The sequence below is a fragment of the Salmonella sp. 3C genome (assembly GCF_025426275.1).
Taxonomy (GTDB): domain Bacteria; phylum Pseudomonadota; class Gammaproteobacteria; order Enterobacterales; family Enterobacteriaceae; genus Salmonella; species Salmonella enterica.
On sequence record NZ_CP104858.1, the window covers coordinates 4,605,018 to 4,626,129 of the forward strand.

25 protein-coding genes are annotated in these 21,112 nt (G+C 53.6%); 11 read left to right on the forward strand and 14 right to left on the reverse strand.

Going from position 1 to position 21,112, the window contains the following annotated elements; genetic code table 11:
• Positions 1-11: 11 nt before the first annotated feature.
• The 10 genes from flgK to flgB all read right to left on the reverse strand — a co-directional run bounded on the left by flgK (position 12) and on the right by flgB (position 8,894).
• Entirely contained in the window at positions 12-1,673 is a 1,662-nt protein-coding gene (gene flgK, locus N7E69_RS22350; RefSeq protein WP_000096425.1) for a flagellar hook-associated protein FlgK, read from the reverse strand.
• A 64-nt stretch (positions 1,674-1,737) separates the two neighbouring features.
• On the reverse strand, positions 1,738-2,688 hold the full coding sequence (gene flgJ, locus N7E69_RS22355) for a flagellar assembly peptidoglycan hydrolase FlgJ (protein ID WP_000578685.1): 951 nt from the start codon (positions 2,686-2,688) through the stop codon (positions 1,738-1,740).
• The gene (locus N7E69_RS22360) at positions 2,688-3,785 is read right to left on the reverse strand and encodes a flagellar basal body P-ring protein FlgI (protein WP_001518955.1); all 1,098 of its coding nucleotides are present in this window, start codon (positions 3,783-3,785) and stop codon (positions 2,688-2,690) included. The genes flgJ and N7E69_RS22360 overlap by 1 nt, the downstream gene beginning before the upstream one ends.
• Before the next feature lie 11 nt (positions 3,786-3,796).
• Positions 3,797-4,495: a flagellar basal body L-ring protein FlgH gene (flgH, locus tag N7E69_RS22365; RefSeq protein WP_001174897.1), complete on the reverse strand. Its 699-nt coding sequence runs from the start codon at positions 4,493-4,495 to the stop codon at positions 3,797-3,799.
• A gap of 54 nt (positions 4,496-4,549) precedes the next feature.
• The gene (gene flgG, locus N7E69_RS22370) at positions 4,550-5,332 is read right to left on the reverse strand and encodes a flagellar basal-body rod protein FlgG (protein WP_000625859.1); all 783 of its coding nucleotides are present in this window, start codon (positions 5,330-5,332) and stop codon (positions 4,550-4,552) included.
• A 13-nt stretch (positions 5,333-5,345) separates the two neighbouring features.
• Positions 5,346-6,101: a flagellar basal body rod protein FlgF gene (locus tag N7E69_RS22375; RefSeq protein ID WP_000349278.1), complete on the reverse strand. Its 756-nt coding sequence runs from the start codon at positions 6,099-6,101 to the stop codon at positions 5,346-5,348.
• A gap of 20 nt (positions 6,102-6,121) precedes the next feature.
• Positions 6,122-7,333, reverse strand: a complete 1,212-nt coding sequence (flgE, locus tag N7E69_RS22380) for a flagellar hook protein FlgE (RefSeq protein WP_001751307.1) — start codon at positions 7,331-7,333, stop codon at positions 6,122-6,124.
• A 26-nt stretch (positions 7,334-7,359) separates the two neighbouring features.
• Positions 7,360-8,058 (reverse strand): flagellar hook assembly protein FlgD, encoded by a 699-nt coding sequence (gene flgD, locus N7E69_RS22385; RefSeq protein WP_000020450.1) that lies wholly within the window; start codon positions 8,056-8,058, stop codon positions 7,360-7,362.
• An 11-nt stretch (positions 8,059-8,069) separates the two neighbouring features.
• On the reverse strand, positions 8,070-8,474 hold the full coding sequence (flgC, locus tag N7E69_RS22390) for a flagellar basal body rod protein FlgC (protein ID WP_001196448.1): 405 nt from the start codon (positions 8,472-8,474) through the stop codon (positions 8,070-8,072).
• Between the two features lie 3 nt (positions 8,475-8,477).
• Positions 8,478-8,894: a flagellar basal body rod protein FlgB gene (gene flgB, locus N7E69_RS22395; protein ID WP_000887043.1), complete on the reverse strand. Its 417-nt coding sequence runs from the start codon at positions 8,892-8,894 to the stop codon at positions 8,478-8,480.
• Between the two features lie 156 nt (positions 8,895-9,050).
• Between flgB and flgA the strand changes: the two genes are divergently transcribed.
• The 3 genes from flgA (at position 9,051) to flgN (ending at position 10,522) form a co-directional block, all read left to right on the forward strand.
• Positions 9,051-9,710, forward strand: a complete 660-nt coding sequence (gene flgA / locus N7E69_RS22400) for a flagellar basal body P-ring formation chaperone FlgA (protein WP_001194086.1) — start codon at positions 9,051-9,053, stop codon at positions 9,708-9,710.
• A gap of 91 nt (positions 9,711-9,801) precedes the next feature.
• Positions 9,802-10,095 carry a flagellar biosynthesis anti-sigma factor FlgM gene (flgM, locus tag N7E69_RS22405; RefSeq protein WP_000020893.1) on the forward strand — a complete coding sequence of 98 codons (294 nt, stop codon included), beginning with the start codon at positions 9,802-9,804 and terminating at the stop codon, positions 10,093-10,095.
• A gap of 4 nt (positions 10,096-10,099) precedes the next feature.
• On the forward strand, positions 10,100-10,522 hold the full coding sequence (gene flgN / locus N7E69_RS22410) for a flagella biosynthesis chaperone FlgN (RefSeq protein ID WP_000197547.1): 423 nt from the start codon (positions 10,100-10,102) through the stop codon (positions 10,520-10,522).
• Between the two features lie 81 nt (positions 10,523-10,603).
• Here the strand turns inward: flgN and murJ are convergent, their stop codons facing one another.
• The 4 genes from murJ to rimJ all read right to left on the reverse strand — a co-directional run bounded on the left by murJ (position 10,604) and on the right by rimJ (position 14,635).
• Positions 10,604-12,139, reverse strand: coding sequence for a murein biosynthesis integral membrane protein MurJ (gene murJ / locus N7E69_RS22415; RefSeq protein WP_001537775.1), 1,536 nt, complete (start codon positions 12,137-12,139; stop codon positions 10,604-10,606).
• 303 nt (positions 12,140-12,442) lie between these two features.
• The gene (locus tag N7E69_RS22420) at positions 12,443-13,366 is read right to left on the reverse strand and encodes a Gfo/Idh/MocA family protein (protein WP_001259729.1); all 924 of its coding nucleotides are present in this window, start codon (positions 13,364-13,366) and stop codon (positions 12,443-12,445) included.
• 1 nt (position 13,367) lies between these two features.
• A complete protein-coding gene (locus N7E69_RS22425) occupies positions 13,368-14,015 on the reverse strand; it encodes a YceH family protein (protein ID WP_000873047.1) in 648 nt (215 codons plus the stop codon).
• A 35-nt stretch (positions 14,016-14,050) separates the two neighbouring features.
• Positions 14,051-14,635, reverse strand: coding sequence for a ribosomal protein S5-alanine N-acetyltransferase (gene rimJ / locus N7E69_RS22430; RefSeq protein ID WP_000468204.1), 585 nt, complete (start codon positions 14,633-14,635; stop codon positions 14,051-14,053).
• Between the two features lie 236 nt (positions 14,636-14,871).
• On the opposite strand from rimJ, the gene mdtH reads away from it, so the two are divergent.
• From mdtH to N7E69_RS22470, 8 genes are all read left to right on the forward strand, one after another.
• Positions 14,872-16,080 carry a multidrug efflux MFS transporter MdtH gene (mdtH, locus tag N7E69_RS22435; RefSeq protein WP_000092178.1) on the forward strand — a complete coding sequence of 403 codons (1,209 nt, stop codon included), beginning with the start codon at positions 14,872-14,874 and terminating at the stop codon, positions 16,078-16,080.
• A gap of 63 nt (positions 16,081-16,143) precedes the next feature.
• Entirely contained in the window at positions 16,144-16,791 is a 648-nt protein-coding gene (gene grxB, locus N7E69_RS22440) for a glutaredoxin 2 (protein WP_000780893.1), read from the forward strand.
• 124 nt (positions 16,792-16,915) lie between these two features.
• Positions 16,916-17,476, forward strand: a complete 561-nt coding sequence (locus N7E69_RS22445; protein WP_000713057.1) for a lipoprotein — start codon at positions 16,916-16,918, stop codon at positions 17,474-17,476.
• A 104-nt stretch (positions 17,477-17,580) separates the two neighbouring features.
• A complete protein-coding gene (pyrC, locus tag N7E69_RS22450) occupies positions 17,581-18,627 on the forward strand; it encodes a dihydroorotase (RefSeq protein WP_000126602.1) in 1,047 nt (348 codons plus the stop codon).
• 73 nt (positions 18,628-18,700) lie between these two features.
• Positions 18,701-18,946, forward strand: coding sequence for a DNA damage-inducible protein I (gene dinI / locus N7E69_RS22455; protein WP_001217763.1), 246 nt, complete (start codon positions 18,701-18,703; stop codon positions 18,944-18,946).
• A gap of 289 nt (positions 18,947-19,235) precedes the next feature.
• Positions 19,236-19,490 (forward strand): biofilm formation regulator BssS, encoded by a 255-nt coding sequence (gene bssS / locus N7E69_RS22460; RefSeq protein ID WP_000414441.1) that lies wholly within the window; start codon positions 19,236-19,238, stop codon positions 19,488-19,490.
• 112 nt (positions 19,491-19,602) lie between these two features.
• A complete protein-coding gene (gene solA / locus N7E69_RS22465; RefSeq protein WP_000872758.1) occupies positions 19,603-20,721 on the forward strand; it encodes an N-methyl-L-tryptophan oxidase in 1,119 nt (372 codons plus the stop codon).
• A 40-nt stretch (positions 20,722-20,761) separates the two neighbouring features.
• On the forward strand, positions 20,762-20,875 hold the full coding sequence (locus N7E69_RS22470; RefSeq protein ID WP_001253282.1) for a YceO family protein: 114 nt from the start codon (positions 20,762-20,764) through the stop codon (positions 20,873-20,875).
• Positions 20,876-21,112 lie beyond the last annotated feature (237 nt).

A 21,112-nucleotide genomic window follows, 5' to 3' on the forward strand; every position in this document is an offset into this window, starting at 1 on the left:
ATCCTTCTCCTTTAGCGAATATTCAATAACGCATCAAACAGCGCATTCGCGGTCTGCAATACTTGCGCATTCGCCAGATAATACTGCTGATAACGCTGCAAATTGCCGTACTCTTCGTCGAGGTTAACGCCGGAAACCGACTGTTGCTGTTTATAAAGCTGTTTAACCACATTCGCCTGCGTGGTGCTGCTGGTTTTCAGCGTTGACGTTTTGTTACCCACATCGCTGACCAACGTGGCGTAAGCATCGTTAAAAGTTTTGTTGCCGCCCACTACATTGCTGTTTTGTAAGTCCAGCAATGCCTGACCATTGCGGTTATCGCTGTCGCCGGTATCCACGTCAGGATCGAGTTTTGACTCAGACGCCATCGCAATCTCGGCTTCATTCGTCACTTTAACGTTCATGTCGACGATAGCATTGCTGACCGGCTTGAGAAGAAAACTGTCGTTTTTCTGTGCGCCGGTCCCTACCGTCACTTTCAGACCGTCAATCTCCAGTTTTCCGTCAGCATCTTTTGTCGCCGTGAAGGTGGTGTTATCCGCAGTGCGAGTAACCTGCCAGTCTGTACCGTCAAAAACAATCTTATAATCCGTCGCCTGAACCTTCGTGCTGTCGACCACCTTAGCGGTTAGCGATACCGTTTTATCGGCATTATTACTGTTGCTATATACCACCGGCGAGCCAATGCTAAAGAAGTCTTTCCCTTTATTGCCGTCGGCGTCATAACCTTTGGTATGCTGCGCGTTAAACGCATCGGCAAACGCCAACGCCAACTGGCCCAGCGTATTACGAGTCTGATCCAGATCCTGAGAACGGAACGTCAGTAGCCCGCCGAGCGAACCGGTGTTCAGCAACTTTTCCGGAATTTCGATGTTACCGGCGGCCTCATCGACATAAGCGACAGTCGTTCGCGTCGGGTCGGCGCTGGAGGGAACCGCCGCCAACTGACGCGCCGTCGACCCCTGCACCAGCGTATAGCCATTGGCCATCGTCAGGTTATAGGTGCCGCCGTCCTGTACACTCACCTCGACGCCAACGATCTTGTTAAGCTCGCTGACCAACTGATCACGCTGATCGAGCAGGTCGTTCGGCGATGCGCCCGCGCCTACGCCCGTCATACGGGAGATTTGATCGTTCAGGTTAGCTATCTGCTTCGCGTAATTGTTGATTTGCGCCACGCTGGAGCCAATCGCGATATTGACCTGTTTATCCTGATCGCGCAGATACTGATCGGTGGTTTTGAACTGGTTTACCAGCCCTTCCGCTTTACCAATCAGCGCCTGACGCGCCGCAGGATCTTCCGCGTTACTGACTAACGTTTGCAGGCTGGTAAAAAAACTCTGCAGCGAGCCAGACAGTGAGCTGGATTTATCGGCCAGCAGGTTGTCGATTTTCGACATTTGTTCATAGCGCGTGGTTAAGCCGCTGCTCTGGTTTTGCGCGCCGCGTAGCTGATTAGTGATAAACGCATCATATTCGCGCTGTACGCCTGAAACGTAAACGCCATTACCTATCCAGCCGCCAGCCCCTAACGTACTGTTTGCCTGCGCCAGAATAGTTGTCTGCCGGGTATAACCCGCAACGTTATAATTGTTGATGTTATTACTGACCGTATTTAACGCGGCCTGCGCGGCGTTAAGTCCGCTCATGGCGTGATTAATCAAGCTGGACATGATGGTTCCTTTTAATCCTTCAATACTCGTTGTTATCGGCAGCGACTACGAGGACTTGAGCAATTTAAAAGAGATTGTCGAGATTCGCGCTGTAGGTTTTGCTGACCTTTTCACTCATCGCTTTCAACTGCTGAATCATGCTGGTCAATTTACGAGCGTAATTCGGGTCAGTGGCGTATCCGGCGTTTTGCAGAGCCACTGCGCCCTGCTCTGCCGTGGCGGCAGTGGTCACGGCAGCGTAGCGTGGGTTACGCGTTAACAGCGCGACATAATCCGATAACGCCTCCAGATACGAGCTATAGACGCGGAATTTCGCTTTCACTTTTTTCGCTTCGCCATTTTCGTATTCAGTGGTGGTGATTTCCGTCACCGGCCCTTTCCAACTGGCGGTCGCTTTCACGCCAAATACGTTATAGCTGGGTTCGCCATTCTCCCGCAGGATTTGCCGCTGCCCCCAGCCGGACTCCAGCGCCGCCTGCGCCAGAATCAGATGATGCGGCACCCCGCTTTGTTCGCTGGCCAGCCTCGCCGGGAGCGAAAGCCGGGCCAGAAAGTCTTTACTGTCGCCGGAGAGCGGCGCATCGCTGCTGTCCGGCGTTTTCGGTATGGCTTTGCGCACCAGTTGGGTCAGCGCCTGATTTTGATAGCTGTTTACCGTCTCCAGGGAGAATTTAAGCGGTACTTGCGGCGCATCATCTGCAGGCATCGTCTGCCCGCCCGTCATCTGTTTAACCATCATATCCGCCAGCCCCAATCCCTTACCGGCGGTCATCTGCTGGGCGATCTGCTGGTCATACATGCTGGTATACAGACGCGTCTGATCGCTGCTGAATAAACCATCTTTGGGTAAAGCCTCGCGCATACTTTTCAGCATCATCTGCACAAACATCCCTTCCACCTGACGGGCCACAGGACGGATATTCGCCGCCGGGTCCTGGCCCGCTTTCGCTTTCAGTTCGTTCAGAGATTGCGCATCCCAGGCCGCGCTGGCCAGCAATTTACCGTCTCCGATCATCAGATGATTTCCAGTTTGGCGCGTAGACAGCCCGCGCTCTGCATGGACTGCAAAATCGACATCAGGTCCATCGGCGTCGCGCCAAGCGCATTCAGCGCACGCACTACGCTGTTCAGATTGGCGCTGGAACGCACGCTCTGTAGCGATCCGCCGCTCTGACGCAAATCTATTTGAGTCTGTGGCGTCACCACGGTCTGCCCGCCGCCAAATGGCGTATTCGGCTGGTTGACGTTGAGCTGGCGATTGACTGTCACTGACAAATTGCCCTGCGCCACAGCGCAGCTATCCAGCGTGACTTCCCGATTCATGACCACCGAACCGGTACGCGAGTTGATCACGACTTTTGCATCCTGCGGCGTCACGTTGACTTCCATATTTTGAATGTCCGCCAGAAAACGCACCTGCGAGCTGTTGCCGCTGGGCACGCGCACCTGTACCGTTCGCGCATCAAGCGCAGTGGCGCTGCCGTAACCGCGGGCGCGGTTAATGGCGTCGGTAATTTGCTGCGCCATCGTAAAATCTTCGTCGTTCAATTGCAGATTAATGGTGTTGCCAGCGCCGAACTGAGTCGGCAACTCGCGTTCGATAATCGCGCCGTTAGTGATGCGCCCGCCATTAAGCTGGTTAACCTGCACGCTACTGCCGCCTGCGGAAGCGCCCGCGCCGCCGACCAGAATATTGCCCTGCGCCAGAGCATACACCTGGCTGTCCACCCCTTTTAACGGCGTCATTAATAACGTCCCGCCACGCAGACTTTTAGCGTTCCCCATTGAGGAAACGACGACATCGATCGTTTGTCCCTGTCGCGCAAAAGGCGGATACGACGCCGTCACCATCACCGCCGCCACGTTTTTCAACTGCATGTTGGTGCCGGTGGGGACCGTAATCCCCAGTTGTGACAGCATGTTATTCAGCGTCTGGGTGGTAAATGGCGTCTGGGTCGTCTGGTCGCCCGTACCGTCCAGCCCGACCACCAGCCCGTAGCCGATCAGCGAGTTTTCCCGTACTCCCTGGACACTGGTCAGATCCCGGATACGCTCGGCGTGCGCCAGAGTGGCAACCAGTGCCAGAACGATTCCTGCAAGAGCTTTAAACACATACACCTCGCTTACATCGGCGACAAATTAAGGAAGAAACGTTGCAGCCAGCCCATATTTTGCGCTTCGTTAATATAGCCGTTCCCGACATATTCAATCCGCGCATCCGCCACCTGTGTCGAGGGAACGGAGTTGCTGCCGCTGATGGTGCGTGGATTTACCACGCCGGAGAAGCGGATGAATTCCGTTCCCTGATTAATCGCGATCTGTTTTTCCCCCACGACGTGTAAATTGCCATTGGCCAGAACCTGATCGACGGTCACGGTCAGCGTGCCGCTAAAGGTATTGCTGGCATTCGCGCCGCCTTTACCATTAAAAGAGTTGCCGCCGGAGGCCTCCATATCCGCGCGGGAATTACCGAATAATCCCTGCAGATAACGCGGTACCGTATCAAAACCAAAGCTGGTTTTGCCGTCGCGGCTGGCATTTGCCGACGAGCTTTTACTGGCGCTGACGTTTTCCTGTAACACAATCGTGAGCGTATCGCCGATATTACGCGGTCGACGATCTTCAAAAAGCGGCTGATAGCCATAATTAATCGGCTGCGCAGACTGAAATATGGAGCCATTCGCCACCGGTACCGGGCCAGGTATCGGCTGCGCCGTGGTCGCCCCCTGCACGAGCGGTTTAGCGGGTATCCAGGCGCATCCTGTCAGCGTCGCGACCATCAGGGCCATAACTGGGTAAGCGTGAAGCGCGTATTTTTGCATTACCTTCATCTTCAAAATCAGGGAGCCGGTGGCGTATCCCCCACCGGCGGCCCCTTAGAGTTGCGTCAGTTTCTGCAGCATCTGATCGGTCGTCGATACTGCTTTACTGTTAATTTCATAGGCGCGTTGAACCTGAATCATGTTCACCAGCTCTTCCGCCACGTTAACGTTCGACGTTTCGACATACCCTTGATACAACAACCCCGCGCCGTTGAGCCCCGGCGTGCTTTCGTTCGGCGCGCCGGACGATTGCGTTTCGATATAGAGGTTCTCGCCGATGCTTTCCAGCCCGGTGTCGTTCATAAAGGTGGTCAGGTTAAGCTGCCCGACCTGAACCGGCGCGGCCTGCCCCTGCTGGGTCACGCTGACCACGCCGTCGCGGCCAATCGTGATGCTTAACGCGTTGGCCGGAATGGTGATTGCCGGCTGCACCTGAAAACCGCCCGCCGTCACCAGTTGACCATTCTGATCCACCTGGAAAGAGCCGTCGCGGGTATAGGCAGACGTACCGTCCGGCAGCATGACCTGGAAAAAGCCCTGTCCTTTAATCGCCACATCTTTACTGTTGTTGGTCTGCGACAGGTTCCCCTGACTGTGCAGGCGCTCCGTGGCGACCGGACGCACGCCGGTACCGATTTGCAGCCCGGAAGGCAGCGTCGTCTGCCCGGACGACTGCGCGCCCGGCTGGCGGATGGTCTGATACAACAGATCTTCAAATACCGCGCGCTGACGCTTAAAACCATTGGTGCTGACGTTTGCCAGGTTATTGGCAATCACATCCATATTGGTTTGCTGCGCGTCCAGACCGGTTTTGGCGATCCATAATGAACTGATCATAAAATGTCCTGTATTAACTCATCGACAGCAGTTGGTTAGCTCGCCCTTCGTTCTCATCTACGCTGGTGATAACCTTCATCTGCATTTCAAAACGACGTGCGTTGGCGATCATGTCGGTCATCGCTTCAACCGGCTTGACGTTACTGCCCTCCAGCACGCCCGACATAATGCGAATTGACGGGTCGGCGGCCAGTACCGCCCCGCGTTCAGCCTGTGCCTCGGCGGTAAGGCGGAATAAACCGTCATCGCTCCGCTGCACTTCATTGCCTTCCGCTTTGACCAGCTTCAGTCGCCCAACGGGCGCCACCGTGTTTGGCGGGTCGCCGGGATTGAGCGCGGAGATCGTGCCGTCTGCCGCAATGGTGATTTCCGACCCTTCAGGAACGGTAATCGGGCCGCCTTCGCCGATAACCGGATGTCCCTGAATGGTTAACTGCCCGGTCGGACCCACCTGGATATTCCCGTTACGGGTATATCCTTCAGCGCCATCCGCCGCTTGCACTACCAGCCAGCCGTCCTGCTGTAACGCGACATCCAGCGGGCGGGAAGTGTAGTCCAACTGACCCGGGGTCATATCCGCCCCGGGCGTCGACGCCGTAACCAGCGTGCGCGTTGCTAAAGAGAGGCCATCAACGGGCACCGCGCGTAGCGCGTTAAGCTGCGCGCGAAAGCCCGGCGTTGAGGCATTAGCCAGGTTGCTGGCCGTTACCGCCTGCTGGTTAAGCGTCTGGCTGGCCGCCCCCATGGCGGTATAAATTGCGTGATCCATTAAGCTATCCCGTCAGGCGCTTAGCGCAGGTTAACCAGCGTATTGAGGATCTGGTCCTGGGTTTTGATGGTCTGCGCATTCGACTGGTAGTTACGCTGCGCGACGATCATATTCACCAGCTCTTTACTCAAATCCACGTTAGAGGCTTCCAGCGCGCCGTTCGTCAGCTTACCGAAGTTGCCGGAACCGGCAGTCCCCAGCAGCGCAACCCCGGAAGCCTGCGTCGCCGCCCAGACGTTATCGCCCTGGGATGCCAGACCTTCGTTGTTGGCGAAGTTAGCCAGCACAATCTGCCCCAGCACCTGCTCCTGCTCGTTGGAGTAGTTGCCAACTACGGTGCCGTCGTTGTTAATCTGGTAGCTCACCAGGTCGCCCGGCTTATAGCCGTTTTGATTGGTGGCGACGATGTTGTTAGCCCCGGTGTTCTGCTGCATGGAGTTAAGGAAGCTGAGGGAGAAGGTGGCCGCTGTCGCGCCATTAATCGTACCGGTGGTGATGTTCACCGTACCGCCAGACTCCAGAATCCCGTTTTCATTGAATTTCAGCGTAGTGGACGCCGTTGTTGGCGCAGTGGCTGCAGGATCGCTGCTGTCATGGGTGTACACAGCCCATTCATTATCTTTGGTTTTCACAAAATAGACGTTCATGTCATGGGCATTACCCTGGCTGTCATAAACGGTGACGGTGCCTTTTTTGTTATACGAATCCGCATCACTCACGCTAAAGGGCGTTTTAGACGGTACAGGGTCCGTTGAGTTCAGGTTGATCTGCATTGACGCGGTGGTGGTCGATTTCGCCGCCATCAGCGTGTTCGGAATGGTGATCGGCGCAGGATTCACCCCCTGCTGAATGGTCGGCGGCGTACCGGTGGCCGGATAGCCGGTCAACTGCATCCCCTGCATATTGACCAGGTTACGGTTCTCGTCCAGTTTGAACTGGCCGTTGCGGCTATAGAACACGGAACCGTTGCTGTCTACCAGGCGGAAAAAACCGTTCTGGCTAATCGCGACATCCAGCCCGCGCCCGGTGTTCGTTGTCGTACCGTCGGTAAAATCCTGGGTAATCCCCGCCACTTTTACGCCCAGCCCCACTTTGGAACCGGCGAACATATCGGCAAATGATGCCGTACCGGACTTAAAGCCATAGGTGGCGGAGTTGGCGATGTTATTACCGATAACATCAAGGTTGGTGGCCGCAGCGTTCAGGCCGCTAACCGCTTGAGAAAAAGACATGACTGACTCCTGATAAGTGCAAGGGCTTAGATTATTTGCCGAACTTCGTCGAGTGTGGTGGTGCCGTAGGTACCCAGATCCAACAGGTTGCCGTTACTGCCCTTCGTCACGCCCTGTACCAGAGCGAATTGCAGCGGCTGCGCCACCAGTTGCGTTCCGCCATTGCTGGCGGTAATCGCAATGTTGTAAGAACCATTCGGTACCGTTGTTCCGTCCGTTTGCTTACCATCCCAGGTAAAGGTGTGTACCCCGGCTCGCAACTCACCGATCTCCAGCGTCCGTACCACCCGGCCATCTTTATCGGTAATGGTTGCCGTCACTTTGTCCGCAGGCTGTTGCAATTCCACGCCAAACGGCGTCGTGGACGTCACGGCCCCTTCTTCCGCGCCTTTACCCGCCAGAATTGTGGTGCCAGGCACCATAACGCCATGTCCAATCAGCGTGGTCGCCTGTAGGGACTGACTATTATCGATTTGCCCGGAAATAGCCCCCAGCGTCGTATTCAGTTTTTCAATGCCGCTCACGGTACTGATTTGCGCCAACTGTGTCGTTAACTCATTATTTTGTAATGGGTTAGTCGGGTCCTGGTTCTTCAATTGCGCGACCAGTAAGGTCAGGAAACTGCTTTGCAGATCGGCAGCGTTGCTTCCGGTCATCGACCCGCTGCCGGTCGTCGTTTTGACGCCCGTGTTGGTCGGGTCATTCATATTTACGGCAATAGACATACGCGCCTCCTTTACTGGCCTAATGTCAGCGTTTTAAGCATCATGCTTTTTACGGTATTCAGGACTTCGATATTTGCCTGATAGCTGCGCGAGGCTGACATCGTGTTGACCATTTCGCCGACCACATCGACGTTGGGCATTTTGACGTAACCATTAGCGTCCGCCAGCGGATTGCCTGGCTCATAAACCAGCTTTTCCGGTGCCTGACTTTCAATCACGCTGGCGACCTTTACCCCGCCAGTGGCTTGACCCGGCGCGGCGTCCACCTGAAAAACCACCTGTTTGGCGCGATAAGGCTGTCCGTCCGGGCCGGTGACGCTATCCGCATTCGCCAGGTTACTGGCCGCAACGTTCAACCGCTTGGACTGCGCGGCAAGCGCCGATCCGGCAATATCAAAAATGTTTAACAGCGCCACGAATTAGTTTCCTCCCTGTAGCACATTCATCATGCCTTTGAGTTGGCTACCCAGAACGGTAAGCCCCATCTGATATTTGAGACTGTTATCCGCAAACTGCGTACGTTCCCTGTCCATATCTACGGTGTTACCATCCAAAGAAGGCTGATCGGGTACGCGGTAAAGCAGATCCACTGCGGGAGAAGAGACCGCCTGGGCGGGAATATGGTGAGAGGAAGTCAACGTTAACGCGACGCCGCCGGTTTCTTCCCGTCCACGCACCATCACCTTTTTTAACTCACTGGCAAAATCAATATCGCGCGCCTGATACCCCGGCGTATCGGCATTGGCGATATTCGCCGCTAATATTTCCTGACGTTGCGCGCGCAGATTAAGCGCTTCCTGCTGAAATCGTAAGGCGGCATCGAGCCTGTCGAGCATATCTCCTCCGCAAATGGCAAAATTCAGCCGACAGCTTAAATGCCTTCACGCGCGCGTTATCGCCGGAATAAACGCAAAATGCGTCGCTATTTATTGCGTTGATGCCTGCTTCACACGGGTAGAATCCTGTCATGACATCAACCAGGGGGAAGTACCATGCAAACGTTAAAACGAGGATTCGCCGTGGCGGCTTTGCTGTTCAGCCCCCTGACAATGGCGCAGGACATCAACGCCCAGCTGACCACGTGGTTTTCCCAGCGTCTGGCTGGCTTCAGCGACGAGGTGGTTGTCACGCTCCGTTCATCGCCCAATCTGCTACCGAGCTGCGAACAGCCAGCCTTCAGCATGACGGGCAGCGCGAAGCTGTGGGGCAACGTCAATGTGGTGGCGCGCTGCGCCAATGAAAAACGTTATTTACAGGTGAATGTGCAAGCGACCGGCAATTATGTCGCCGTTGCCGCGCCCGTCGCGCGCGGCGGAAAATTGACGCCGGCCAACGTCACGCTAAAACGTGGCAGGCTGGATCAGTTACCGCCGCGGACGGTACTGGATATCCGTCAGATTCAGGATGCCGTCAGTTTGCGCGATCTCGCACCCGGGCAGCCGGTACAGCTTACGATGATACGTCAGGCCTGGCGCGTCAAAGCGGGGCAACGAGTACAGGTCATCGCCAATGGCGAGGGGTTCAGCGTCAATGCGGAAGGTCAGGCGATGAATAATGCCGCCGTCGCGCAAAATGCGCGCGTGCGCATGACATCGGGTCAAATCGTGAGTGGAACCGTCGATTCTGATGGGAATATTCTTATTAACCTATAATTGTGTAAAGATTTTGTCGCGGCTGCCGATGAGATATTCAACCATGATGGTAGCTGGCCGCTACAACGTAACCCTCGATGAGGATAAATAAATGAGCATTGACCGTACCTCACCTTTGAAACCCGTTAGCACTGTCCAGACGCGCGAAACCAGCGACACGCCGGTACAAAAAACGCGTCAGGAAAAAACGTCCGCCGCGACGAGCGCCAGCGTAACGTTAAGCGACGCGCAAGCGAAGCTCATGCAGCCAGGCGTCAGCGACATTAATATGGAACGCGTCGAAGCATTAAAAACGGCTATCCGTAACGGTGAGTTAAAAATGGATACGGGAAAAATAGCAGACTCGCTCATTCGCGAGGCGCAGAGCTACTTACAGAGTAAATAAGCGTATGACTCGTTTGTCAGAAATACTTGACCAGATGACCACCGTCCTGAATGACCTGAAGACGGTGATGGACGCCGAGCAACAACAGCTTTCCGTAGGCCAGATTAACGGCAGCCAGCTACAGCGTATTACAGAAGAAAAAAGCTCGTTGCTGGCGACGCTGGATTATCTGGAACAACAGCGCCGTCTGGAGCAGAACGCGCAGCGTAGCGCAAACGATGACATTGCAGAGCGCTGGCAGGCGATTACCGAAAAAACGCAGCATCTTCGCGACCTCAACCAGCACAACGGCTGGCTGCTGGAAGGGCAAATCGAGCGTAATCAACAGGCGCTGGAGGTGCTGAAACCTCACCAGGAGCCGACCTTGTACGGGGCTGACGGTCAGACTTCCGTCTCTCACCGCGGCGGTAAAAAAATTTCTATCTAATCATTGCCGGATGGCGACGTTGCGCCTTTCCGGCCTGAATGCCTTGTAGGCCTGATAGCACAGCGCTATCAGGCACTGAATTTACGCCGTCCGGCGAACAAACTCTTTCACTTTAAAGCCCAGCACGGCAAGCGCGGCGAAATAGGCCGCAATACCCGCGATCACTACCGCCATCAAACGTAGCAAACGCCATAACATCGACCCTTGCGACCACTCCGGCATAATATGCAACACGCCGAACAATACGGCGGCCATCACCAGTACGGAAATGATCAGACGCATCAGGAACCACATCCAACCCGGTTGTGGCGTAAAGATATTCTGTTTGCGCAGTTGCCAGTACAGCAGCGACGCATTGAGACATGCCGCCAGACCAATAGAGAGCGACAGCCCGGCGTGTTTCAGCGGTCCAATAAACGCCAGGTTCATTAACTGAGTCATGATTAACGTCACTATGGCGATTTTCACCGGCGTTTTAATATCCTGGCGAGAATAGAAGCCCGGGGCCAACACTTTTACGACGATCAAGCCAATCAGCCCCACCGAATAGGCGATTAACGCCCGCTGCGTCATCGCCGCATCAAAGGCGGTGAATTTACCGTACTGAAACAGCGAGACCGTCAGCGGCTTCGCCAGAATGCCTAACGCTACCGCGCTCGGCAACGCCAGTAAAAAGCACAAACGCAGCCCCCAGTCCATCAGGCGGCAGTACTCATCATGATTGCCGCTGGCAAAGCTTTTCGACAATGACGGCAACAGGATGGTCCCCAACGCCACGCCCAGCACGCCGGACGGGAACTCCATCAACCGATCGGCATAGTACATCCATGAGACCGAGCCGGAGGCCAGAAACGAGGCAAAAATGGTATTGATGATAAGGGAGATCTGACTGACGGATACGCCCAAAATCGCCGGCCCCATCTGTTTGACCACCCGCATCGCCCCGGTGTCGCGAAAGTTAATGCGCGGCAGCACCAGCATACCGATCTTTTTCAAATACGGAAGTTGATACACCAGTTGCAGCACGCCGCCGACGGTGACTGCCCAGGCTAACGCCAGCACCGGCGGATTAAAGTATGGCGCGGCGAATAATGCAAAACCGATCATGCTGATATTAAGAAATGTCGGCGCAAAAGCGGGAATAGAGAAGCGATTCCAGGTGTTGAGAATGGCGCCAACCAGTGAAGCCAGCGAGATCAGCAGAATATAGGGAAACGTAATCCGCAGCAGTTGCGTCGTCAGCGCGAATTTATCCGCAGTATCGGCAAAACCCGGCGCGGTTACCATAATCACCCACGGGGCGGCCAGCATACCGGCCACTGTCACGACGGCCAATGCCAGCGTCAACAGGCCGGAAACGTAAGCGACAAAGATCCGCGTCGCTTCTTCACCCTGCTTGCTCTTATATTCCGCCAGGATAGGCACAAAGGCCTGAGAAAAAGCGCCTTCGGCAAAGATCCGGCGTAGTAGATTGGGGAGTTTAAACGCCACAAAAAAGGCGTCGGTCGCCATCCCTGCGCCAAAAATTCTGGCGACAATCGCATCACGGGCAAAGCCCAACACGCGTGAAAACATAGTCATCGAGCTGACGGCAGCCAGCGATTTCAATAAATTCATTTCTTTTGTATTCCAGACCCTGGCGTAAAACTCCTGCATGGCTGATCCATCGACCGGATAACGCAACTTCTGCCGTATCCGGCTGTATCACCGCGCCTGACGGCGACGTTAAAACGTCTTATCAGGCCTTACAGACTCCCCACGGTTTGCCATTATTCACTGTGAAAAGAGGTATTGTGTAGAGTGGGCATATATACCCGCCATACTTCGAGCTGCATGTGCGTTAGCTTTTCTGCAACTCGAATTATTGAGGGTATAGTACCTGGATTACGATGAATTACTACCGCCAGATGTTACAGAGGGTTATTCGCTGATGGCGTCCCGCCACAGCGCCTCCACGACGCGCTGGGCCAAAATCGCCTGCTCCCCCGCCGTTTCCGGAACCGTCTGATTTTGTACGCAGTCAATGAAATGCCGCGCGCATCCGACAAAACCACGCTGTTCAAGCGTCGTTTGCCAACTAGGAATGGGTTTGATGAGAATACCCTGCCCGCGCTCTTCGCGCCATTCACGCATATCCGTCACGTCATATAGCCCGCCGTCGGTGACGGCCTGGACCGATTCACGCTGACTTCCGGCGCGCCGGTGCATACTGGTGGTAATTTGTAGTTTGTCGGCGGAAAAATGATGTTCCGCATAGCACATTTCGCCGGACTCGCTGGTGAGCAACGTGCCGCTGGCAAGGCGCGCCTCGCCGCCCGCCAGCCACAGAGCGGTATCCACGACATGCAGATAGTCATCGAGCAAAGTAAAACGTAAGTCGTGCGGCCCGACGCTATCGGTACGATGTTTATCCATACGTAGTGACGCCGCAGTGCCGAGGCGCGTCTTCAGTTCGCGGTACAGCGGCGCGAAACGGCGATTAAAGCCAACCATCAGCGTCAATTTTTTTTGCGCCGCCAGCGCCACCAGCCGTTCGGCATCACGTAGATTTTCCGCCAGCGGTTTATCCACGCAAACATGGACGCCGGCATTGAGAAGTTCGCTGACCACGGCATAATGGCTTGCGGTACTGGAGTGGACGAAGACCGCATCGCAGCCGGACGCTAAATTCGCCAGCGAATCCACATACGGTATGCGCCAGCTTTCGCAGATACGTAAGGCTTTATCCCGCGAAGGAGACCAGGCGCCCTGTAACGTCCATCCGGCGGTGTTGGTTAATACCGGCAGCCAGGCCTTCTGCGCAATACCGCCTAATCCGACAATGCCAATCCGTAATGTTCTCACATTACTCTCCCAGGTGAGCTAACAAAGAATCCAGCCGCTGCTTTAACTCCGCCACTTCGCTTTCCAGCGCTTCGACGCGCGACTGAAGATCGCCCGACGCACTTTCCGGCGCAGACGTCTGGAGAGACAGTTCATCGACGTCGCCGCAAAAAAGGTGCATATAACGGCTTTCGCGCTTACCCGGTTCACGCGCCAGACGGACGACATACGGGCCGTCCTCACGACTGGCAAGCCGTTCCAGCGTGGATTCAACTTCCGCCATATCGCTGAATTCATGCATCCGCGACGCCCGGCTACGCAACTCGCCGGGCGTTTGCGCGCCGCGCAGCAGCAGCGTAGTGACAAGCGCCACTTCCGCCGCGCTAAGTTTCAGATCGCCAAATTCGGAATTACAGAAGCGCTGTTCATATTTGGTGACGCGATTGCCAAACCCGCTGACCGTACGCAAAAAGTGGCGTTTCACCAGGTTATCGAGCTGTTCTTGTACCTCTTGTTCCGTCAGGTTCATCACCGGTTCACGGTTGGTTTTCTGATTACAGGCTGTCACCACGCCGTTGACGGAAAGCGGATACTGTTCCGGCGTTGTCACCTGCTTTTCCAGCAGACAGCCAATCACTCGCGCTTCAGTGGCGGTTAATTCATATTTCATCGTTTTCTCCCTTTGCCTCTCATTCCGTAAGCCGCTCAACGCCCCGGCGTCCATAACGGCGTGGTTAACGCCGTCAGGACATGGTCGCGCCATTGTCCATCAATCAACAGGTAATCTTTCGCATAGCCTTCTTTTTCAAAGCCAAGCCGCGCCAGCAACGCGCCGCTACGTTTGTTGTGCGGCATATAGTTCGCCATGATACGGTGGATATGCTGAGTGCGCTGCATATAGCGAATCGCAGCGGTTAAGGCTTCAAACATCAGCCCTTGCCCCTGCCACTTCTGCGCAATGGAATAGCCCAGATAACAGGCATGAAAAGAACCGCGCACCACATTGGAAAAATTCGCCACGCCGATAATTTCTTTTTCTTCCGGATCAAGTAGCGCGAAATAGAAGGCGGAGCCCTGTTTGTGAAATTCACCGATCATTCCCAGACGCGCCTGCCATCCTGAAGGATAACAATGACTTTCATCACGGACCGGTTCCCAGGGTTTTAAAAAATGACGATTTTCCGCGTAATAATCGGCCAGACGCCAGGCATCACGCTCATGCACTAAACGTACCACCAGACGATCGGTGGTTAAGCGCACTTTTGGCACGTTACTACGATAGCCAAACATTCTATACCTACTCCTTCCTGTAACGTCTTCAGCACGCCAGTAACATTACTATACCTGCGCAACCAGGCTCTGTGAAAAGCGCAAATCGTCATTTTTTGAATTGCTGCCACATTTTGATGAAAACTCTCGATTAAAAAGGACTTTTGATAAAAAAATATTGTCCCGCTAACGGTAGGAAAAAACGAAACGCCGCCGCAGAATAGAAGACGCTCATCTTTTATTTCCCGGGAGGGGAAATGTCGCGCGTCTCGCAGGCGAGGAACCTGGGTAAATATTTTCTTCTCATCGATAACATGTTAGTGGTGCTGGGTTTTTTCGTCGTCTTCCCGCTCATCTCTATTCGCTTTGTCGATCAAATGGGGTGGGCTGCCGTAATGGTAGGGATCGCGCTCGGCCTGCGCCAGTTTATTCAACAAGGTCTGGGCATTTTTGGCGGCGCCATCGCCGATCGCTTTGGCGCGAAACCGATGATTGTCACCGGTATGCTGATGCGCGCCGCCGGCTTTGCCACCATGGGTATCGCGCATGAGCCCTGGCTCTTGTGGTTTTCCTGCTTTCTTTCCGGTCTCGGCGGTACGCTTTTTGACCCGCCGCGTTCAGCGCTGGTGGTCAAATTAATTCGTCCGGAGCAACGGGGCCGCTTCTTCTCTCTGTTGATGATGCAGGACAGCGCGGGCGCGGTGATTGGCGCGCTGCTGGGAAGCTGGTTGCTACAATACGATTTTCGCCTGGTCTGCGCGACAGGCGCTATTTTGTTCATATTATGCGCCCTTTTCAACGCATGGCTGCTTCCGGCCTGGAAGCTATCAACGGTCAGAACGCCGGTGCGTGAAGGAATGCGCCGCGTCATGAGCGATAAAAGGTTTGTCACCTACGTGCTGACGCTGGCGGGCTACTATATGCTGGCGGTACAGGTCATGTTAATGCTGCCGATTATGGTAAACGATATCGCCGGTTCGCCTGCTGCCGTGAAATGGATGTACGCTATTGAGGCGTGTCTCTCGCTGACGTTGCTCTACCCGATTGCCCGCTGGAGCGAAAAGCGTTTTCGGCTGGAGCATCGGCTGATGGCCGGTTTGCTCGTCATGTCGCTGAGCATGCTCCCCATCGGGATGGTGGGCAATTTACAGCAGCTTTTTACGCTTATTTGCGCTTTCTACATCGGCTCGGTTATCGCCGAACCGGCGCGCGAAACGCTCAGCGCGTCGCTCGCAGACGCGAGGGCGCGGGGAAGCTATATGGGCTTTAGCCGTCTGGGATTAGCCATTGGCGGCGCGATTGGTTATATCGGCGGCGGCTGGTTGTTTGATATGGGGAAAGCGCTTGCGCAGCCTGAACTACCGTGGATGATGCTCGGTATTATCGGCTTTATCACCTTTTTGGCTTTAGGCTGGCAATTTAGTCATAAACGCACGCCGCGCCGGATGCTGGAACCCGGCGCCTGATTTGATACCTGTCGCTATCTCCTCCATACTGGTCAGATACCGACAGTCAAATGGAGGAGAAACGTGAAGCTTTATATTTACGATCATTGCCCTTTCTGCGTTAAAGCCCGCATGATTTTCGGCCTGAAGAACATCCCCGTTGAACTTAACGTGTTACAAAATGACGACGAGGCGACGCCCACCCGGATGATTGGTCAAAAGATGGTGCCCATCCTGCAAAAAGATGATAGTCGCTACCTTCCTGAAAGTATGGATATTGTACATTATGTCGACAACCTCGACGGCAAACCGCTGTTAACCGGGAAACGCAATCCAGCCATTGAAGAGTGGTTGCGCAAAGTTAACGGTTACGTTAATCAGCTACTGCTGCCGCGATTTGCAAAATCCGCTTTCGATGAATTTTCTACCCCTGCGGCGCGTCAGTATTTTATCCGCAAAAAAGAAGCCTCATCTGGCAGTTTTGACAACCATCTTGCGCACTCTGCAGGACTGATTAAAAAGATCGGCGATGATTTACGTTTGCTGGATAAACTCATCGTACAGCCTAACGCCGTTAACGGCGAATTATCGGAAGATGATATTCATCTGTTTCCGCTTCTGCGTAATCTGACGCTGGTCGCCGGTATCCACTGGCCGACAAAAGTCGCGGACTATCGCGATAATATGGCGAAGCAGACGCAAATTAATTTACTCTCCTCAATGGCTATCTAACTCCCGCCAGGCGGCAACCCTTTCTTGCCGCCTTTTTCAGCTTTTTCTAGTGGCACCATGTCCGCTGGCGCGACATGCTGCTTTGTGTCAAGATTAGGGCACAGGCAACATGCTAAGGAACGCCATGAAAAAGTTTTTTTTTGCCGCTGCGCTGGTAGTTAGCGGCCTGTTAGTGGGTTGTAATCAACTTACGCAATACACCATTAGCGAACAAGAAATCAATCAAGCGCTTGAAAAACGGAATAATTTCTCAAAAGATATTGGTCTGCCCGGCATTGCCGACGCGCATATCGTATTGACTAACCTTGTCAGCCAGATTGGTCGGGAAGAACCTAATAAAGTCACCCTTACTGGCGATGCCAGGCTGGATATGAATTCCCTGTTTGGCAGTCAAAAAGCGACGATGAAACTCAAGCTAAAAGCCCTGCCGGTCTTTGATAAAGAAAAAGGCGCCATCTATCTTCAGGAGATGGAAGTAGTGGACGCCACCGTGACGCCGGAGAAAATGCAATCGGTGCTACAAACGCTCCTGCCTTATTTAAATCAGTCTTTACGTAGCTACTTTAACCAGCGGCCCGCTTACGTGTTGCGTGAGGACAGCAGTAAAGGCGAAGCGTTAGCAAAGAAACTCGCGAAAGGCATTGAAGTTAAACCTGGTGAAATCGTTATTCCTTTCACCAATTGATTTCGGAGGGCGCGCTCGCGCCCTTTTTTTTACGTGCAAACGAAAACGTTTCCGCTTATCCTTTGTTTCCGGCAAAAAGACTATTCCTCAGCCGGAGCTTATTAATGACTGCACCATCCCAGGTTTTAAAGATCCGCCGCCCGGACGACTGGCACGTTCACCTTCGCGATGGCGACATGTTAAAAACGGTCGTACCCTATACCAGCGAAATTTATGGTCGCGCTATCGTGATGCCGAACCTGGCGTCCCCCATCACGACCGTTGATGCAGCGATCGCCTACCGCCAGCGTATTCTCGATGCGGTGCCCGCCGGGCATGATTTCACGCCGTTAATGACCTGCTATTTAACGGATTCGCTCGATGCCGATGAACTGGAGCGTGGTTTCCATGAAGGCGTATTTACTGCGGCTAAGCTTTACCCGGCCAATGCCACCACTAACTCCAGTCATGGCGTAACGTCAGTCGACGCTATCATGCCGGTACTGGAGCGGATGGAAAAACTCGGAATGCCATTGCTGGTCCACGGTGAGGTGACCCATGCGGAGGTTGATATCTTCGATCGCGAAGCGCGTTTTATCGACACCGTAATGGAACCGCTACGCCAGCGTCTGACCGCGCTTAAAGTGGTCTTTGAGCACATCACGACCAAAGATGCCGCGCAGTATGTACGTGACGGCAACGACTACCTGGCGGCTACCATTACGCCTCAACATTTAATGTTTAACCGTAATGATATGCTGGTCGGCGGCATTCGTCCTCACCTGTACTGTCTGCCGATTCTGAAACGCAATATTCACCAGCAGGCGTTACGCGAACTGGTTGCCAGTGGTTTTACGCGCGCCTTCCTGGGGACGGATTCAGCGCCGCATTCACGTCATCGTAAAGAGACTAGTTGCGGCTGCGCCGGTTGTTTCAACGCTCCCTCCGCCCTTGGCAGTTATGCCGCCGTGTTTGAGGAAATGAACGCGCTGGCGCACTTTGAAGCGTTCTGTTCACTGAATGGCCCGCAATTCTATGGCCTGCCGGTGAATGCGGGGTGGGTGGAACTGGTTCGCGATGAACAACAGGTACCGGAAAATATCGCGCTGGCTGATGATTCGCTGGTGCCTTTTTTAGCGGGTGAAACAGTACGCTGGTCAGTAAAAAAATAAAAAATGCGCTTACCTGTTGCTATATATTAGATTTAACTGTATATATATCCAGTATATTCAACAGGGGGCCATTATGCGTATTGAAGTCACTATAGCCAAAACGTCACCTCTGCCTGCCGGTGCGATTGATGCGCTGGCGGGCGAACTCTCCCGTCGTATTAGCCATCATTTTCCTGAGAACTTGGGTAACGTCACCGTGCGTTACGCTACCGCCAACAACTTGTCCGTCATTGGCGCATCAAAAGAGGACAAAGAACGCATTAGCGAGATTCTCCAGGAGACCTGGGAGAGCGCTGATGACTGGTTCATCAATGAATAAAAAATGATATGCAGTGATGTATGTTTGCCGGGTCGCCCCGGCTTTTTTATTTGCGCAACTGATGAATATTTCGCCTGACCGTCAAAATAATTGCACAACATCCTAAAAAAATATGAATGAACTGCCGCTTTATTGTTCATATAATTCTTAAAAAGAGAAATTTATCCTCCGGTCTCTTTAAAAACGCAGTGAATAGCCTTATTAATTGGTATACTGAAGTTGCTTCAGAAGAAAAACACGCATTGAACCTCGAGAACCGTTGTCTTATAACACGTACCAGGGGGGCATGATGGAAAAGAATAATGAAGTCATTCAGACCCATCCGCTTGTAGGATGGGACATCAGCACCGTCGATAGCTATGATGCGCTGATGCTGCGTTTGCACTACCAGACCCCAAATCGTCCGGAACCGGAAGGGACTGAAGTTGGTCAAACGCTCTGGTTAACGACAGATGTAGCCAGGCAATTTATTTCAATATTAGAAGCCGGCATCGCCAAAATAGAATCAGGTGATTACCAGGAAAACGAGTATCGTCGCCATTAGCGTGACGCGCTCCCCCTCTCTCAGGCACCGTAAGGTGCCTCACTTATTTCTGGCTTGTATATCTCAGCGCAGTTATTTACCCTGAAATCATCGCGATAGCAGAGAGAAGCTGATGAAATACGACCTTATTATTATCGGCAGCGGTTCGGTTGGCGCCGCCGCTGGTTATTACGCCACCCGCGCCGGGCTAAAGGTCCTGATGACCGATGCGCATATGCCGCCTCATCAACAGGGCAGCCACCACGGCGATACCCGTCTTATCCGCCATGCTTATGGTGAAGGCGAAAAATATGTCCCGCTGATGCTTCGCGCCCAGACGCTTTGGGATGAACTCTCCACACACAATGAAGAGCCTATTTTTGTCCGCTCCGGCGTCGTCAACCTCGGCCCGGCCGATTCCGCTTTCTTAGCCAACGTCGCACGAAGCGCGCAACAGTGGCAATTGAACGTCGAGCGCCTGGACGCGACGGCCCTCATGACGCGCTGGCCGGAAATTCGCGTGCCCGATAATTATATCGGGCTGTTTGAAGCTGACTCCGGTTTTCTGCGCAGCGAATTAGCCATTACCACATGGCTTCGTCTGGCCCGAGAGGCTGGCTGCGCACAGCTATTCAACAGCCAGGTAAGCCATATTCATCATGATGATAACGGTGTGACGATAGAGACGAGTGAAGGCAGCTACCACGCCAGCAAGGCGCTAATTAGCGCGGGCACCTGGGTCAAAGCGCTGGTACCGGAGCTGCCCGTTCAGCCCGTACGTAAAGTTTTTGCCTGGTTTAAGGCGGATGGACGTTACAGCACTAAAAACCGCTTTCCGGCCTTTACCGGCGAAATGCCCAACGGCGATCAATATTACGGCTTCCCGGCGGAGAACGACGAGTTAAAAATCGGCAAACACAATGGCGGACAGCTAATACAGGCTCCGGAAGAGCGCAAGCCCTTTGCCGCCGTTGCCAGCGATGGCGCGGAAGCATTTCCTTTCCTGCGTAACGTACTGCCGGGTATCGGCGGTTGTTTACATGGGGCGGCATGTACCTATGATAATTCGCCGGACGAGAATTTTATTATCGATACGCTGCCTGGCCATGAGAACACGCTTGTCATCACTGGACTCAGCGGACATGGTTTTAAATTCGCCCCGGTGTTAGGAGAAATCGCTGCGGATTTTGCGTTGGGAAAAACATCCTCCTTTGATCTGACGCCGTTCCGGCTTTCCCGTTTTAGCCAATAATTTGTCGGCCCCGTAAAGGGGCTGTTTATTAAGGTAACCTATGCGCCGTCTCTTTCATTTTCTGATGAATAATATTCGCGAACATTTCATGCTTTACGTTATTCTTTGGTCACTGCTAGCGGTGATGGATATTGTTTATCTCCTTTTCTTCTGATTGCTTTTCATTGACGCTAACTGACACTTCCTGAAAATTCCTCACTTTTTATTTCATAACGTTGAAGCACGACAATAATGCCAGTTCCTGCCGTTGCGCGGTTACAGGAGTGAAATATCTCGAAACTTCTGAAGCTGAACCGCAAACAACATCAAAATTATTGAAATAAAAATAAATATCATTCAAATTCTTATTTATAAGTTGCATTCGGCGCTTTTCCACGCCATTTTCATTCTC

What these genes read in the sequence shown, in the direction of transcription:
- N7E69_RS22470 (WP_001253282.1), top strand. Translation starts at nt 20,762, where the DNA reads ATGCGCCGTCTCTTTCATTTTCTGATGAATAATATTCGCGAACATTTC.
- pyrC (WP_000126602.1), top strand. Translation starts at nt 17,581, where the DNA reads ATGACTGCACCATCCCAGGTTTTAAAGATCCGCCGCCCGGACGACTGG.
- flgK (WP_000096425.1), bottom strand. Translation starts at nt 1,673, where the DNA reads ATGTCCAGCTTGATTAATCACGCCATGAGCGGACTTAACGCCGCGCAG.
- solA (WP_000872758.1), top strand. Translation starts at nt 19,603, where the DNA reads ATGAAATACGACCTTATTATTATCGGCAGCGGTTCGGTTGGCGCCGCC.
- N7E69_RS22445 (WP_000713057.1), top strand. Translation starts at nt 16,916, where the DNA reads ATGAAAAAGTTTTTTTTTGCCGCTGCGCTGGTAGTTAGCGGCCTGTTA.
- flgB (WP_000887043.1), bottom strand. Translation starts at nt 8,894, where the DNA reads ATGCTCGACAGGCTCGATGCCGCCTTACGATTTCAGCAGGAAGCGCTT.
- flgN (WP_000197547.1), top strand. Translation starts at nt 10,100, where the DNA reads ATGACTCGTTTGTCAGAAATACTTGACCAGATGACCACCGTCCTGAAT.
- rimJ (WP_000468204.1), bottom strand. Translation starts at nt 14,635, where the DNA reads ATGTTTGGCTATCGTAGTAACGTGCCAAAAGTGCGCTTAACCACCGAT.
- bssS (WP_000414441.1), top strand. Translation starts at nt 19,236, where the DNA reads ATGGAAAAGAATAATGAAGTCATTCAGACCCATCCGCTTGTAGGATGG.
- mdtH (WP_000092178.1), top strand. Translation starts at nt 14,872, where the DNA reads ATGTCGCGCGTCTCGCAGGCGAGGAACCTGGGTAAATATTTTCTTCTC.
- N7E69_RS22425 (WP_000873047.1), bottom strand. Translation starts at nt 14,015, where the DNA reads ATGAAATATGAATTAACCGCCACTGAAGCGCGAGTGATTGGCTGTCTG.
- flgA (WP_001194086.1), top strand. Translation starts at nt 9,051, where the DNA reads ATGCAAACGTTAAAACGAGGATTCGCCGTGGCGGCTTTGCTGTTCAGC.
- flgG (WP_000625859.1), bottom strand. Translation starts at nt 5,332, where the DNA reads ATGATCAGTTCATTATGGATCGCCAAAACCGGTCTGGACGCGCAGCAA.
- flgM (WP_000020893.1), top strand. Translation starts at nt 9,802, where the DNA reads ATGAGCATTGACCGTACCTCACCTTTGAAACCCGTTAGCACTGTCCAG.
- flgD (WP_000020450.1), bottom strand. Translation starts at nt 8,058, where the DNA reads ATGTCTATTGCCGTAAATATGAATGACCCGACCAACACGGGCGTCAAA.
- flgJ (WP_000578685.1), bottom strand. Translation starts at nt 2,688, where the DNA reads ATGATCGGAGACGGTAAATTGCTGGCCAGCGCGGCCTGGGATGCGCAA.
- flgE (WP_001751307.1), bottom strand. Translation starts at nt 7,333, where the DNA reads ATGTCTTTTTCTCAAGCGGTTAGCGGCCTGAACGCTGCGGCCACCAAC.
- murJ (WP_001537775.1), bottom strand. Translation starts at nt 12,139, where the DNA reads ATGAATTTATTGAAATCGCTGGCTGCCGTCAGCTCGATGACTATGTTT.
- flgH (WP_001174897.1), bottom strand. Translation starts at nt 4,495, where the DNA reads ATGCAAAAATACGCGCTTCACGCTTACCCAGTTATGGCCCTGATGGTC.
- dinI (WP_001217763.1), top strand. Translation starts at nt 18,701, where the DNA reads ATGCGTATTGAAGTCACTATAGCCAAAACGTCACCTCTGCCTGCCGGT.
- N7E69_RS22375 (WP_000349278.1), bottom strand. Translation starts at nt 6,101, where the DNA reads ATGGATCACGCAATTTATACCGCCATGGGGGCGGCCAGCCAGACGCTT.